The sequence below is a fragment of the Synechococcus sp. MU1648 genome (assembly GCF_023630615.1).
Lineage (GTDB): Bacteria > Cyanobacteriota > Cyanobacteriia > PCC-6307 > Cyanobiaceae > Parasynechococcus.
Genome location: NZ_JAKUHI010000002.1, coordinates 202,395 through 215,849, shown reverse-complemented (window position 1 = coordinate 215,849; position 13,455 = coordinate 202,395). Strand labels below are relative to the sequence as shown.

The following is a 13,455-nucleotide window of genomic DNA, read 5'->3' as shown; positions in this document are numbered from 1 at the left end:
CCCTCGACCTGGCTGCTGCTGAGTCCACTCCTGTGGCTCTGCAGGCTCCTGCCATCGGTTGATCTGGAATCAACCTGTTCCTTCTGGAACAGACCAAACGATTCAGATCAACTGAATCGGAAAGCCCCCTCTATCGAGGGGGCTTTTTGTTGGGTATTGAACCGGTCAAAGGATCAAGCCAACAGCCTTAAAGCACGACACGATCACTCCCACCATTGCTAGAGAGTTTGGCAATGCAGGATGTTTTGAAAGATGATTTTTGTTGATCGCTCGGTTTTCTAGTCAGGACTCCTTGTGCAGTGGACCCTGAGCCTCCACATTATGTTGTCTTTGTCGGTGCCTGGTTTGGCATGCGTGTCCGGCCAGGGAGGGGCGCGAGCTGCTCCGCTCTCGGTGGTGATTGCTAAGACAAGAGAACTTGCATGATCCTTCCCATGACCTGCGGCGATATCTTTCGGATCATCATTGCGCTGTTCATCCCACCTCTGGGGGTGTTTACCCAGGTGGGTCTTTCACGGGCCTTCTGGATCAACCTTGTGATCTATCTCTTTGCTGTGGGTGGCCTTGGTTTCCCAGTCTTTTTCGGCATGTGGCCAGCCGCTGTGATCCATGCCTTGTTTGTGATCCTGACCCGCAAGTGAATAGGGCGTTAGCAGTTTGGCTCTGAACAGATCTCTGCTTCGCTGGGATCTTCCAGTTCCTCCTCATCTACTTGCATTGGTGCAAGTGCAGTGTCGGCTTCGTTGAAAATCTGCTCCAGGTCAAAGAGGCTTTCGTCCACCTCATTGCCTTGCACCACACTTACGTTGATGCGTTGCACCTGCATCTGCAGTTCAAGGCCCTGGAACTGCCATGAAAGCTTGGAGTTGATGTTGTCTTGAATTTCCTGAACCTGTTTGTAGCTCGGCGTCGTCGGATCGGTCACACGCACAACCACCTGAAGGGTTGGGGCCTGGTTTTGTTCCCAATAATTAGGCCAGTCGAAGACGATTTTTTCGAGTTCTAGTGCTTCGTTAGCACCAAAGGTCAACGTCTCATTCTTGAGGTAGTAGCGGATATCTGATTCAATCTGTTCTTTGGCTGCCTCCTGCTTGAGTTTGAACAGGTGTCGCTCATACCTCTCATAGAGTTTTTGACCCACCAGAACTGCCAAGCCCACGGCTAACAGCACTGGCAGGCGTGAGCGTCGCCGGCGTCTGAGTTTCTCGCGGAAATACGGCTCTCGAATCGCCAGCACACTGATTCCACCAATCAGAATTCCCAGCAGGTTGGCGGCATAGAGAAGTGCAGCCCCTTGAGCGCCGCTCAGATCCTGGGCGGAGAGCATCAATCCCATCACGCACACCGGTGGAACCAGAGCTACGGCGATGGCTGTGCCCGCCATGGAACTCACGGCACCAGGATTCACCTTGGCGTAAGTCGCGACAGCACCCGCTGCCAGCGCGATCCCCAAATCGAGAATATTGGGTTCAAGTCGAGCTGTGACCTGTTCAGGCAGGGCCTCCGCTAAAAGCAAGCCTTGGCTTCGTGCGATGAGGCCCAATCCCATCGACAGGAGCAGGGTGATACCTGCACCAGCTGCCAGGGTGATCAGGGATCGGGACAGCAGCCTGGCTTGCCCGATCAGAACAGCAAACACCGCCACTCGCAGCGGCAGGATCCAGGGGGCAACGACCATGGCCCCGATGACCACAGCGGCGTTGTTGGCAAGCACCCCCAAGCTGGCGATCAGGCTGGCGCCAATGGTCAGAACGATGAAGGATTCGTTCAGCCGTGCTTCGCCGTCGTAACTGCGGTGCAGTGCGTCAAGACGATCTTCCTCTTCGAGAAGCGATTGTTGATCAACCACCACGGCTGTCGTTCCATCAGCTGCGACGCCCCACAATTACTGGAGGCGTGCTGCCGTTGCTTCCCGGAAGTGCCGGTACCACTTCCGTTTGCCCATCCCATTTGTCGAGGAACAGTTTGTAGAGCACTTGGTCGTCAAGGCTGCGATTGAGCGTGTCGTAACGGAGGGCTTCCTGTTCAGCGATCTTGACTTCGGTCTGGGCGCGGAGCAGTTGCTGCTCTGCAATCTGCTTCTGCTCAATGGCGGCGCGATATTCCTCGGCGATCTGCAGCCCTGTGAGGTCCAGACCGCGGACTTCCACGTAATCAAATTTGTCGAGCTCTTCCGCCACAGTTCTCTCCACCAATGCGGAGATGTCGTTCCATTCGGTGGCAATGGTGACGAGCTCGTATTGGGAGAACACTGACTTCAGTGCTTTCAGCAATGACGGCTGGATGATGCGGGGGTAGATCTCACGGTCATTACCGGCGATTGTCCGGTAAATCCGTCCGGCTTCATTGGGACGAACGGCGTATTTCACGGTCGCGGTGGCCTCAATGACTTGGAGGTCCTTAGTGAGGGTGGCGAATTCTTCTGGTTTGACCTGGGTGCGCACATCAAAGGGGTACACCGCTTGAATAAATGGGACCTTGAGATTGAGACCAGGCAGACGCGATCCTCCGCTCACCTTGCCCAAGGTGGTGACCACGGCAACTTTGCCGGCCGGAACGATGAACAGGGCCTGCCCCAATAACAACAATGTGCTGAGAACGACGGCGACCAGCACGGCGAGGCTGTTGGCGGGGTCGTTGATCCGTCTAGGGCTTTGCATCCTTAGGCATGTGCTTGTGCTGATGATGTCGGGTTTGGGCGTGCACCGTTGTCTCAGTGCCTGGTTTTCCACTGAATCGACACCGTCTGGAACTGACTTTCAGGATTCATGCAATCAGAAACCTTCCCAAGACTGGAGAAATTTGGAGAGGATGAAAACACTCGAGATTGTTGATATTGGTGCTGATCCTGATGGTGCAATTAACACTCTGTGTGATCAGTATCCTTGATGAAATTGAGTTTGCCGCCTCTGATGGTGATGCACTTAATGCCTGATTTAGTCCATTTGTCTCGAGTATTGGCCTGGTGTCTGACTGCTTCTTAGTTCATCCAGAGTGATTTGAAGGCGCTTGGATGTGCATCACGCATGGTCATGGAGGTTTCACGGATGAATGTGATGCATGCCTTTGATCCGTCAAAGACTTTTGCTTTGATCATCATCTCCATGGCTTGCTGGAGTGTTTTTCCTTCTCTGAGCGCACCATCGATGACCTTCACCGCCTTGGTGGGTTCACAACGACCGAGCTCCTGAGCGCGGGAGGCAGACGAGATAGCACTTAGGGCAATCGACAGCAGCAGCAATCCGACGAGCGCACGCATTTTGCCTGAATGTTGTTTTGGCTGGATGGAGCCTATGGGGTGTAGATGGATTGATCTAACTCTTTTCTGGTGGAGTTGTCTCAGGATGTCACTGGATTGCTTCACTGCTGAAGCGGTAGTCGGCTCATTGAGCTCAGATCACCAAACACGGTGATCATCTCAACGCCCTGCATGCTGGCCAGGACAAGCTTCTTGGTCTTGAAGGCCATTAACACTGTGTTGGTTTGTCGTTGAACAAGCCATAAAAAAACCTCCGTTGAACGGAGGAATATGCCAAGTAATCCCCATCACCTGGCGTTTCCATAAGTGTAGTGCTTCTCGTCAAGTTTCTGCAGCTGATCCACCACACCTAGTGGGATCAACTTTACGGCGCGCCACGTCTTGGAGGCTTATCCACAGGGCGGTGGAAAAGTCCGTAGAACTTTGTTGTCGCCGTTTCTTCAAATGGCCTGCAATCACTAGGTCTTTCAGGTAAGCTGTGGATATCCCCATCACCCGGCCGCCCGTTCGAGGCGGCTTTTTTGTGTCTGCCCTGTCAGTCTGGGCCTGTATTCCACAAGCCCCATGACGGTGAACCGTGAGCAGGCCAGGGACGCACTGGCGACACTTCTCGAGGTTTTCGCAGGGCCGAACTACTCCGGTGCTTTGCGCGATGGCGATCTCACGACCCGACTCGAGCGATGCACAGGCTGGGTCAAAGCTGAAGCATCAGAGGCAGCATCCCTGATCGAATCTTGCGTTCCCCATGGCAAGCCGATGCTTGCTCAGGCCAGGCAACGACTTGCTGCTCTTCAATCGTTGAAGACTCTGCAGGAGGTTGCTATCCATCATTTCGGCCCGCTGGACGATTCCTGTTGATGGTCGTCAGTCGCGACGCAGCCAAGGGGAAGCATTGCTGAACCAGTCTCCGAGATCATCTTCTGGGTGCTCGGGATCCTCTGGATGGCGTCGCCCCAGGTCGAGGTCGGCGATCAAACCGTCGAGCCCGTGTTGTGCGCCTTCCCGTTGAAAACGTTGCGCTCTGTTCACCCATGTGCTCACGCTGCGATCGCGTTCGGCAAATTTTTGAAGGTAAACACGTTCCTGGAGCGACACAAATTGTCCCTGGGCCAATCGACTGCAGATGTCTTGAAGTTTTAATCGTGTTGATGTGGTCAGCATGATCAGTTCACCTTTCTCAGGTGATAGGGAGTTCCGTTCTTGGCTTCAGTGGCCCAAGACACCATTTCTTGTCCTGGGAAAGGACCTGATTTTCATATCCTGACGGGATGGATCACGATGAAATTTCGAGCCTGACGCCGATCCCATCGCATACGTCCTGGTTGGAACGCTGTGGAACTCTCTTGTGTCCGCAGGACGATCCAGCATTGTTTGGCTCAGTAGATGCTGACCTGTATTTCGATCCCGCAGGTCGGCCGCGTTTTTATGTGATGCGGATCCGCCGCCGTCCGCCTGTTCTCAAGGCGATGACGCGACATCATCGCGTGAGTCAGTGTTTGGGGTCTGCAGATGCACAACCCTGGTGGCTGGCGATGGCCCCCTCAACGGATCCTGGCTGTCCGCCTTCTGCGACCTCCATTGCCCTGATCAAGTTCCAACCTGGTGAAGCGTTCAAGCTTCATCCGGGAACTTGGCATGCCGGACCCTTTATTCATGACCGATCGGCTTTGTTTTTCAACCTCGAATTAAGAACGACCAACGAAGACGATCACAATTCTCTGTCGTTGGGGAAGTCGTTGCATTTGAAGTTGATTTGATGGCCCATGGCCAGGACACCACAGTTGGTTCGCGATGGATTGCCCAGAGCTGTAACAGGCTGAACAGCAGAAAAGAACCTGCATGGCCTAGTATTTACTTGTAGCAATAGCTACAAGCGTTCACTTCGCTACATAGCGAAGCGCAGTTCGACTCAGGGCATGGAACGGGGCCTGAGCTTTCTACGAGGAACACCATGAATGCTCTTCAGCTCCTGAAAGAGCGTGAGCTGCGCGCGCAGCTCCGCAACAACTCCAAGAAGGCAGTGGCCCGCGGATCTGAATCAAGTGATTACACCTCCGCTCACCTCTCTCCGGTCAAGCTGGCTCAAGAGAAAGTCTTCTCAACCCAGTTGAAATACAGAGGGGTGTCTTACGAAGCGATGCGTGCCAATTGGCTTTGATCCCTGTTTCATTCAAGGGATGATGCCCCGCCTAGGCGGGGCTTTTTGTTTGGATGGTCAGACTTCGAATTCAAGTTGACAGTGCCATTTGATGTCGCGACCACAGGATCAATGTCCTATCTGGATGTCAGAGATCAATTGCCATCGATTGACCCCGAAAATCTCTCCCCTCAAGATGTTCTGACCATTCTTCTTCATCTTTTCCATCAACAGCCCGGTTTTGTTGATCGTGGCCATGAGGTGAACAACAAAGAGACGGCGTGGGTCAATGGTTTTCTTTTTCGCCTTCACAATGATGCTGCTACTGAACGGCTCTCCATCGAAGAGATTGGCTCAAGCGTTGACAAAATCTCTGCTTTGCGCTGATTACAACAGCTGATCAAGCGATCCCAACGAGTTTCTGTTGATCCTACTCATGATCGGCATGGCCCTCGAACCTTTGTGCAGTTCGAATGAATGTCATGTTTGCGGTTCAGGAGTTGACAGTGGATGGCTGGTCGAATCGTGCGGAGCATGCCTCCAAAGACAATGCGTTTTGGCATGCACGTGCCCGTAGTGATGCTGATGGGCACACGTATCGATTGATCAGCGAGGAGAAGCATGTTGTTTGCCTGCTCACCAGCCGCGGTTCCGAGTGCTGGGAGCTCGACTGACGTCGTCCTCAGGCTGTCGGGTGCTGTTAGGTGTCATTAGTACTTCGATTTGATGTGCTGCTTTGATCGCCCTGATCGGGCATGATCTTTGCATGACCGACGACACCCAACAGACGCATCCGCTCTACGCCATTGATCGCGATCAGATCGATGCTGTGTTGGGCCACGATGGCGAGCCAGGCCCTCAGCAGCTGACAACGATCGCCGCATTGTTTTCTCGATATGCGGATTTTCCTGGAGCAGATGACATCCGCGATGACTTGCAGAAATGCCTCACGCTTTGGGGGCTTTCTCGCGAAGATCTAAACATCAAGACACGAGAGATCTGGAGAAGCGGCTGGCGTCCAGGACAAGATCCTGTCGCTGAGGGTGTTGGCTCAGGGGCTGACGTTGAAGATGCTGAATCTTGATGCTTTCTGCGATTGGATCGCAGTGAACTTGCTTTAAAGGTGAATATGGAAACTTATTGATTTTCGATGTTGTTTGAGGGCTCTGAATGAAAGCTAAAGCTGGTGACTCACGTTTCTTGCAGGCTTCTCAAGTCAAAGCCAGGGTTCAAGTCTCCAAAGAGGAAGGCCGCCCTTCCCGATAGAAAGACGGCCTAGCTCGCTCGTTTGTGCATGGTTCAACCCATCACTTCAGTAAAGAGAGAGGAGCGAAGCTTCTGGCTCGAGGCGCCCTGGGGCCATGTGCTCTAGGTGTTGGGTCGTTTTCTCCGAGGGCACCTAAGGCGGTGCAAGTGGAGCGTCGATTGGCGTGGCGGACCATTGCGCGCCTACCAAAGGACCAACCCAGGTCATTTTTGAGACTGTTGGAGCAGGGGCCAGAAAGTCAGTCTGCTTCTGGAAACTGCTCGGTTGGACCGTCGTCTTTCATGAACGCCTCCGATCTCAATGCACTCAGTTTTGTGCCTTGAAGGCACAAAGTCATCGGCATTAAGGCGCATTGCCTTGATGGCCTGCGCCATCGATTGTTGGGGTGGCTTGCCTAAAGCAGGCTTTTCCTAGGTGTTCAACATGGGCAGGGACGCCTCCAGCTCTGTCGCGAGACTCCAAGCAAGCTTGAGCTGCCATGGCCAGGGTTGATTGATCAAGGGACTGGGTGTCGACGAGCGATCAGTCGCTTAAGGCAGTTCTCTTGTTTTTGTTTAATCCTGGTTTTCTTGTCGTTGCGTTCGTGCTGCCGGGTTTCGTTGCAGCTTTGACTGCCAGAGAGGCCTCGAGGTGCTGCAGGTGGGCTTCGCGCAATGCAGCTGAGATGTCGAGGGTGTGGTCAGTCATCGATTGGCGTTCCAGGCAGCGTGCGCGGAGCAGCTGGCTGCCTGGAGTGGGCCTACAGGGCTGGAGTCCTTTAAACGCTAGGAAACTGTCAATGGAGCACAAGCTGTCGACAGACCTCGGTCTGGACTTCGACACATCACTGGGCTCGACCTGTTGAGCTGCCAGGCCTCTCAGCGTTGTATCGATGCCTGTTCTGATTCTGTGAGGTACTCCTCAATGAGGGGCGAGCAATCGCCACGCTGAATGGCTGCAATCTCACGTTCAATGTTCTGGATGAAGAGCTGGTTTCCGTTCTTCTTGGCCACCGCAAGCACACGGTTTAGGCGTTCCAGTTCGCTCTGCTGCTCGTCGTTCATGATTGGCTAATGAGCCCGATCCTCAACCTGACAGAGATTGCTCAAGCCGTCTCTGTGCATTGGCTTGATGTGTTGCTGATCTCTACAGATTTTCAGGCCGGTGGTCTACGTCAAGAGCCGCCGCTCATGCAGCTTCTGATGTTGTGTCGTCATACAACGCTTTGAGTTGGTCGAGCTCAACCATCAGATATTGAATTTCCAGCCAGTCTGTCGAAAGGTCAATGGCGGTTTCCAGGCGGTCAATCTGACGCTTGAGAAGCTCCGGCATCGCGCCAAGTTGCTGAATGGTTCTCATGTAACCGTGCTTCACGCTTGACGCAAGATGACCTGCTTACAAGTCATCTTGCGCTGTCATGCTTCGGACTCGAAACCGTTGATTTGTCGATTCAAGATCGATCAGCTCTTGTTTTGTCGCTGGTGTGGCAGTGGTGGCCCTGCTCCCATGAGCTTCTTCGCGTCAGGTGAAGCTTTTGCGGTAGTTGGTTGCGTAGGGGAAGACATATCCACATTCCATCCCCTTGAGTTTCTCCTCCGCCAGGTAAAGGCTGTGCGTCAAGTGGCACTGATTTTCGGCATCGCACACCAGGAATTGGCCTTCTTCAGTTTTTTGGATGGATGAGCCTCGTGGTGTCTGCACAATCAGATCTGCTGGGGGCATCGGACTTGCTTAAGGCGCTCTTGTGTCATGGCCTCGGTGGCTCTCGTCTTGGGGTAGTGAATGCAACGTTTTCAGGTCTTCGTCGCTTCGCACTCTGCAAACACGCCGTCACGACCCCTGAGGAAACCCTGGAGTGGGCAAGTGCTGATGCCGTGAAATCTTCATTTAACTCATCGACTACCCAGTTTTAAAAGCTTTTCTAGCTTCAGCGCTTTCAATAGTTTTAATCCCCATCCTGCTGGAGCAGGTCGGACTATTGACTGCTCAACTTGTAATTGATTGGGGTTGTTTTTTGAGTCAGTCATGATTAATAAAAGGAGCTGTGATGGCAGGTCCCCTATGGATCCCGATAGACCAAAACAAAGCTATGCGGTTTCTCGAATTAACACTGATCAATGTATAAAAGTTCAGCGAGAGAGACTTGCCTTCATGAAGCTGGGTAAGCAAGCTCGCATCGATGTTGACGCCGTGGCACAGCACTGGGATGCCGGACCTGAGTCATGCATTGCTGCGGACATCTCTTGTTGAGCGAAATGGTCAAGGGCTACTGGAGCGTTTCTGGCGCAATCACCAACCCTGAAGGAATGGGGGCGTACATCTCAGCTGCCGAGCCCTATCTGGCTAAGTGCTGAGCTCGATTTCTCTGCAGAGATCTCCAGACGGATGTTCGCGAAGGCAATGCCGGAGATCTGACCGTGATCCTCGAGTTCGAATCACTGGCTGCAGCGAAAGCTGCCTATGAGGCGCCCGAATATCAAGAGATGCTCCAGCTTCGTCAACCCCACAGCAATGTCTCGCTTTCGATCCTTGAAGAAGGTGATCGCGCCGCTCACTAATGAGAGGCGTCGTCGGGGTGGCAGGACTTCCTTTCAGTTCTGTTGCAACCGCGACAGGCGGTAGGGGCGGGGAACGGGAATGATTCCCTCAGTCACCTCAAACCGATGGGATTCCTCGCTGTTGCAGGCTGCATGCTCTTAGCCACTGCCATGTCCGCAGCTTTAACCAGCAAGCCTTCTAAAGCCTGAGGTTGGGAGGGGGCGAGCTTGGCGGCGGCCCCCAACAGATCAGGCCAGCTTCACAACGAAGCGCTGAACAGACCTAGGGCCAACCTAGGTTTTTTTTGTGCTCATGCGTACCAAGCATTAACGCCTAATTAGGCGTCGAGTGGATGCAGCGCCACGCCATTGAGGCGTTGAACAAGATGTTGAACAGGCTGGCGACGGTGTTCACCACCAGTGAGATAAAGCTGTTCCACGGCGTCAGAATGGCGGCATGGGCAAGACCAACGATCTGCATTCATGGCATGAGGGCCTGCGTCAGCCAATGGGAGGTAACCCTCTGCATGAACCCGTCATGGCGGCGATCCACGGCTACAGGTTCAACGATGAGTTCTGGCGTCTTAACGACCAGGGCTATCCAGAGCCTTTGTTGGAGCCCATCCTCGGCCGATGGGAACAGCTGCACGATCCCGAGGATTGAACCTGGCGCAAGTGCTCACTACACAGCGCTCACTACTGAGTACTCACTACAACGTGCGATAACGCCAACCTGACTCCCCCCGTTCAGAAGAGGAGTCAGCTTTTGCTTCGGCGCCCAATGGCAAGGGTTAGGCCATTGGATGGAGGTTTCCTGCGGCGGGAACTTCCTTTAGCAGCTTGGGTTGAAGCAAGGGGGCGTTGGCTTCAGATGACGCGGAGACGCGGTTCAAATGAGCAACGGCAAGGTTGCGAAGTGAGATTGCGCTGATCTGACTCCTCCCCTTCATAAGAGGAGTCAGGCTGTGCATTGCTGTGTCGGCGTTTAGGACGCTGTTCTGACTCCTCCGGTTGAGAAGAAGAGTCAGCTGACACTCAGCGCCCAATGGTTATTGGAGGAACCATTGGATGGAGAGCTCGAAGCTCCAAAGTCACCATCACCCCGGTCATGGTTTAGGTGCCGTTCGAATGAGGCGATGGCAGCGACCAAATGAGCGGCAACGACGTTGTGGCGTTGGTTTTCACCCCCAGTCCGATCGGCACAAAAAAACCGGGTTGTCACACCCCGGCTCATGCGCAGATGAACCTGTTGATCGGCTGACATCCGACGCTCTGCTGGTTCGTGTCTTCTCCCTCAGCCTGATGGTCGATTAGTTGAGGAGTTCCGTCTCGTCGGCCAGCCTCTTATTGATGTGGCGGCGAGTTTCTGCAACGTGGCGATGTTGCGCCCACAACTCCATCACGAACTTGGCGAGCCGTTCCTGTCGCTTCCCTGGCTGCTCCGGCAGCGAAGGGTCCTGCTCTGTCACTTCTGGAAATCCAGCGTTCATCTAGATCGGCTGCTCGTACTCAACCCCTAGCTAGATCTTCCATTCAGGACCACATTCCAATGAGAAGCCCCCGCCAAAGGCAGGGGCCACGGAACGCGTTTCAGGAGTGTCACCTTGTTTCCACTCCCGTGAGGCGATCCTCCTCACAACTTCAAGCTGGCAAAGCTGCTGGCACTGTGACAACAAAAGTGGACAGCTGCTGACTCGTCCAGGCCATCAGCCCTGCTGGTCGGCCTCCTCTTCCTCTGATCGCAGAAATCTCTTGCGTTGAGCCGATTCCAGGCCGGATGTCTCTGCTGTTTCGCGATTAGGTGTGTTGGTGCTGCTCTTCTCGTCCTGCTGCGCAGGTTTGTCGAGCCCCATCAGTAGGGGGTGAATTCCTCTTCGGCTCATTTGTCGTTGGTCGTTATTCAGATCTCGCGTGGTGGCGTTCCGGCCCAACCGCGTGGGATGACGCTATCGACACTTGCGTCGGTCTGTTGGCCTCCGTCTGTTGGCCTTGGTCGGGTGCTGGTCAGGGGGGGCGCTTGCACGATCCCGGTGCGACGAGGTCGCCTAAGAGAGTTACTCGCTATGAGCCCCTAGTTCGTTGGGGGGAGCGACGGAATTTGCAGCGACTTTTCAGGCAGTTTTCGGTATCCGGAAAATCTGCTGAGAGTCAGTCCATTGCTATCGCTGGCAACTAACGAGATGCCTGCCGACCCATAAGTGGGAGAACTCCCAACTGCTCACAAATGTCGATCACGGTGAGCTGTTCTTTCTGTTTGACGAAGGCCGCGAAGCTCTCTACTGGTGGCCGACGAATTAACTCTCAGTGCTATCTGCGATCTTGTCGCGCCAATCAGGCCCCAGCTCTGTGGCCAGATCCTGCTCAACAGAACGGAGGTAACGCTTCCGTTGAGCTGACTCCCAACCCAACCATTTGGGAGCTTGCTTTCGCTGTGTACTTGTCATGCTCAGAGAATCTCAGATCGTTAACCCCGTGCGGGTTAAGAGCAGGTTCTTACCTGGAAAAGCTTTGTCAGCCACTTGCCAACCAGCGCAGAGGCACCCATCACGCCCTTAAGTGCATAGGAGGGGGGCAGCTCCTCATGAAGACACTGTCGGCTCGCCATTGGCAGATGCACTCCAGCTTCACCCGCAGCCCATCCACGTCAACCAAATGCTGTCGCATGTGCTGCAGCCTTATCCCCCCCCAAAAAAAAATTGGGTTGAAGCGCCCGCACCATTAGCCATTGCTCTGCTTGCAAGGGCTTTCACCCCGCTTCAACTTCACCCACATCGCCTTTTCAAGAGCCGTGAGTTTTGGACAGGTTTCATTGAGCACTTCGAGGGCACGAGACTTGGCATCCCGGATGTATCGCGTCGTCCGGTCGAGTTCGTCAAAGGCCATAACTATTCGATAGGTATGGCTATCAAGTTAAAAACTCTGAACAATGCGACTTGCATCAAGTGACACAGAATTGACTCCCCCTGGAGGGATGCTGTGGAAGATCACCTTAAGAAGATGCTATCGATGTGATGCCAACAAAAGCTTTGCAGCGAATGCTCGACTTTGATGAATTCATGAAGACGCTTCAGGGTTCATGCCAGTGGCATGTTGATAGTGTTTTCCTAAGGCGTTACTGGCCAGGCGGTCAGTCGGTTTTGCAGTCAATTTGCAGCCATATTTAAGCGGCTATACGCTGTTCAATGGGTGTGAAGTCCCATCCAATCGGTGACTGAATTTGATTCAGCTTTCGGTGCTCTTCGAATAGATCTTCAATTTCCCTGCAGGCTGTGCAGTATGCCGCCCAACCAATCATTCTTCGTGGATTTGCTCGCCCACGCTTGTCAATCGCTTGATCAACGGTGACTCCTTCTGTTTCCGCTTGTTCAAATGCGCTAAGCAATGGAATTTGTGCATCTATAACCTTTATGTCGAATCCTTGCAGCAATTCTTTGGCTTTTTCTGCTGCAGCTTCTTTGCGTGAATCAACTTTCACAAGTAGTGCAGCGTAGGGGATCTTGTATTGCTTCAGCATCTGTGACATTTCAACAGTTAATTCGATGGATCTGCTCTGCGTAGTAGTGGGCAGCAGAATGAAATCGGCTCCCTCTACTAAGTTTTTCATTTCTTCTTCGTTGCTGCTTGCTTGTCCATCTGTGACAATAATCTCTGCCAATCGAGTGGCTTTGGCTGCCGCTTCAATCGGCACGACTGGGCAGGGCAAGAGTCCTCTGGCGCCATAAGCAGTGGCCGATCTATTGCGGTCGGCATCAACCAGGACTACCCGTTTTTGTTGATGGCTCCAGGTTGCTGCTATGTGAACGCTGCTACACGTCTTGGCAACACCACCTTTCTGGCCAAAAACAGTGATGAACATCGCGCAGCGACTAATGACTCCTTAAAGGGTCGCGTTTTTTTTCTGGAAGGCAATACGTGGGTTGTTGCTGCTTCCGCGATGACAGCGTCAGTCAGCTACGAGTCCCCAAGTCATTTTCAGACAGCACAACCACCTTCCTTAAGAGGTAAGGGCGACTTTTGCGAACTGCCAAAAAAAAGGAGAGGTCCCACCCTCTCCCTGCACGACGCATCACCCCCTCGCCAAAAGGGAGCGATTACACATTGACGTAAGAAATACCTATTAGTGGTTGCCATGACGACCAAAAGAGTACTGAGGTCAGGAACCCACGAAAAAGGAGGCTCCCTATTCCCACCTCTGGTGACCTATTCGCCCCTCCTCGAAGGGATGAGCTGATGGTCGCTATGCAACGGCTCCTATCCCATCGGTAGAAGAGTCCAT

General features: G+C 53.5%; 20 protein-coding genes and 1 pseudogene. 9 read left to right on the top strand and 12 right to left on the bottom strand.

The window, feature by feature from the left end; all coding sequences use genetic code 11:
* The first annotated feature begins 434 nt into the window (after nucleotides 1–434).
* Nucleotides 435–641 (top strand): YqaE/Pmp3 family membrane protein, encoded by a 207-nt coding sequence (locus NCN06_RS04745; RefSeq protein WP_226398338.1) that lies wholly within the window; start codon nucleotides 435–437, stop codon nucleotides 639–641.
* A gap of 8 nt (nucleotides 642–649) precedes the next feature.
* Here NCN06_RS04745 and NCN06_RS04740 read toward each other — a convergent pair whose 3' ends face one another.
* From NCN06_RS04740 to NCN06_RS04730, 3 genes are all read right to left on the bottom strand, one after another.
* Nucleotides 650–1,852: a DUF389 domain-containing protein gene (locus NCN06_RS04740; RefSeq protein ID WP_226423008.1), complete on the bottom strand. Its 1,203-nt coding sequence runs from the start codon at nucleotides 1,850–1,852 to the stop codon at nucleotides 650–652.
* 13 nt (nucleotides 1,853–1,865) lie between these two features.
* Entirely contained in the window at nucleotides 1,866–2,660 is a 795-nt protein-coding gene (locus NCN06_RS04735) for a prohibitin family protein (RefSeq protein WP_226398336.1), read from the bottom strand.
* A gap of 320 nt (nucleotides 2,661–2,980) precedes the next feature.
* The gene (locus tag NCN06_RS04730; RefSeq protein WP_226423007.1) at nucleotides 2,981–3,241 is read right to left on the bottom strand and encodes a hypothetical protein; all 261 of its coding nucleotides are present in this window, start codon (nucleotides 3,239–3,241) and stop codon (nucleotides 2,981–2,983) included.
* 582 nt (nucleotides 3,242–3,823) lie between these two features.
* Here NCN06_RS04730 and NCN06_RS04725 point away from each other — a divergent pair.
* Nucleotides 3,824–4,117, top strand: a complete 294-nt coding sequence (locus tag NCN06_RS04725) for a hypothetical protein (protein WP_115024152.1) — start codon at nucleotides 3,824–3,826, stop codon at nucleotides 4,115–4,117.
* A gap of 6 nt (nucleotides 4,118–4,123) precedes the next feature.
* Here the strand turns inward: NCN06_RS04725 and NCN06_RS04720 are convergent, their stop codons facing one another.
* Nucleotides 4,124–4,420: a DUF8638 family protein gene (locus tag NCN06_RS04720; RefSeq protein WP_115024151.1), complete on the bottom strand. Its 297-nt coding sequence runs from the start codon at nucleotides 4,418–4,420 to the stop codon at nucleotides 4,124–4,126.
* A 107-nt stretch (nucleotides 4,421–4,527) separates the two neighbouring features.
* On the opposite strand from NCN06_RS04720, the gene NCN06_RS04715 reads away from it, so the two are divergent.
* The 5 genes from NCN06_RS04715 (at nucleotide 4,528) to NCN06_RS04695 (ending at nucleotide 6,480) form a co-directional block, all read left to right on the top strand.
* Nucleotides 4,528–5,016, top strand: coding sequence for a cupin domain-containing protein (locus NCN06_RS04715; RefSeq protein ID WP_115024149.1), 489 nt, complete (start codon nucleotides 4,528–4,530; stop codon nucleotides 5,014–5,016).
* 194 nt (nucleotides 5,017–5,210) lie between these two features.
* On the top strand, nucleotides 5,211–5,417 hold the full coding sequence (locus tag NCN06_RS04710) for a hypothetical protein (RefSeq protein WP_115024147.1): 207 nt from the start codon (nucleotides 5,211–5,213) through the stop codon (nucleotides 5,415–5,417).
* Between the two features lie 81 nt (nucleotides 5,418–5,498).
* Nucleotides 5,499–5,783, top strand: a complete 285-nt coding sequence (locus NCN06_RS04705) for a hypothetical protein (protein ID WP_115024385.1) — start codon at nucleotides 5,499–5,501, stop codon at nucleotides 5,781–5,783.
* A 95-nt stretch (nucleotides 5,784–5,878) separates the two neighbouring features.
* A complete protein-coding gene (locus tag NCN06_RS04700; RefSeq protein WP_006850529.1) occupies nucleotides 5,879–6,070 on the top strand; it encodes a hypothetical protein in 192 nt (63 codons plus the stop codon).
* A 92-nt stretch (nucleotides 6,071–6,162) separates the two neighbouring features.
* Nucleotides 6,163–6,480 (top strand): DUF3288 family protein, encoded by a 318-nt coding sequence (locus tag NCN06_RS04695; RefSeq protein ID WP_226398333.1) that lies wholly within the window; start codon nucleotides 6,163–6,165, stop codon nucleotides 6,478–6,480.
* Nucleotides 6,481–7,185: 705 nt separating this feature from the next.
* Here NCN06_RS04695 and NCN06_RS04690 read toward each other — a convergent pair.
* From NCN06_RS04690 to NCN06_RS04675, 4 genes are all read right to left on the bottom strand, one after another.
* Nucleotides 7,186–7,350 (bottom strand): hypothetical protein, encoded by a 165-nt coding sequence (locus NCN06_RS04690; RefSeq protein ID WP_226398332.1) that lies wholly within the window; start codon nucleotides 7,348–7,350, stop codon nucleotides 7,186–7,188.
* 170 nt (nucleotides 7,351–7,520) lie between these two features.
* Entirely contained in the window at nucleotides 7,521–7,706 is a 186-nt protein-coding gene (locus NCN06_RS04685; RefSeq protein ID WP_115024146.1) for a hypothetical protein, read from the bottom strand.
* Nucleotides 7,707–7,830: 124 nt separating this feature from the next.
* Complete coding sequence (locus NCN06_RS04680; protein WP_250398708.1) at nucleotides 7,831–8,016, bottom strand: hypothetical protein; 186 nt, start codon at nucleotides 8,014–8,016, stop codon at nucleotides 7,831–7,833.
* Nucleotides 8,017–8,163: 147 nt separating this feature from the next.
* Nucleotides 8,164–8,364, bottom strand: a complete 201-nt coding sequence (locus NCN06_RS04675; RefSeq protein ID WP_115024144.1) for a hypothetical protein — start codon at nucleotides 8,362–8,364, stop codon at nucleotides 8,164–8,166.
* A 644-nt stretch (nucleotides 8,365–9,008) separates the two neighbouring features.
* Here NCN06_RS04675 and NCN06_RS04670 point away from each other — a divergent pair.
* Together NCN06_RS04670 and NCN06_RS04665 are read left to right on the top strand one after the other, a co-directional pair.
* Nucleotides 9,009–9,200 (top strand): annotated as a pseudogene (locus NCN06_RS04670) (DUF1330 domain-containing protein); the annotation flags it as partial.
* Nucleotides 9,201–9,636: 436 nt separating this feature from the next.
* The gene (locus tag NCN06_RS04665; protein ID WP_115024142.1) at nucleotides 9,637–9,843 is read left to right on the top strand and encodes a hypothetical protein; all 207 of its coding nucleotides are present in this window, start codon (nucleotides 9,637–9,639) and stop codon (nucleotides 9,841–9,843) included.
* A 646-nt stretch (nucleotides 9,844–10,489) separates the two neighbouring features.
* Here NCN06_RS04665 and NCN06_RS04660 read toward each other — a convergent pair.
* The 4 genes from NCN06_RS04660 to NCN06_RS04645 form a co-directional block, all read right to left on the bottom strand.
* Nucleotides 10,490–10,669, bottom strand: a complete 180-nt coding sequence (locus NCN06_RS04660) for a hypothetical protein (RefSeq protein WP_115024138.1) — start codon at nucleotides 10,667–10,669, stop codon at nucleotides 10,490–10,492.
* Between the two features lie 216 nt (nucleotides 10,670–10,885).
* Nucleotides 10,886–11,062 carry a hypothetical protein gene (locus NCN06_RS04655; protein WP_170952154.1) on the bottom strand — a complete coding sequence of 59 codons (177 nt, stop codon included), beginning with the start codon at nucleotides 11,060–11,062 and terminating at the stop codon, nucleotides 10,886–10,888.
* Between the two features lie 835 nt (nucleotides 11,063–11,897).
* Nucleotides 11,898–12,062 (bottom strand): hypothetical protein, encoded by a 165-nt coding sequence (locus NCN06_RS04650; protein ID WP_170952153.1) that lies wholly within the window; start codon nucleotides 12,060–12,062, stop codon nucleotides 11,898–11,900.
* Nucleotides 12,063–12,339: 277 nt separating this feature from the next.
* Entirely contained in the window at nucleotides 12,340–13,035 is a 696-nt protein-coding gene (locus NCN06_RS04645) for a ParA family protein (RefSeq protein ID WP_250398707.1), read from the bottom strand.
* Nucleotides 13,036–13,455: the final 420 nt, after the last annotated feature.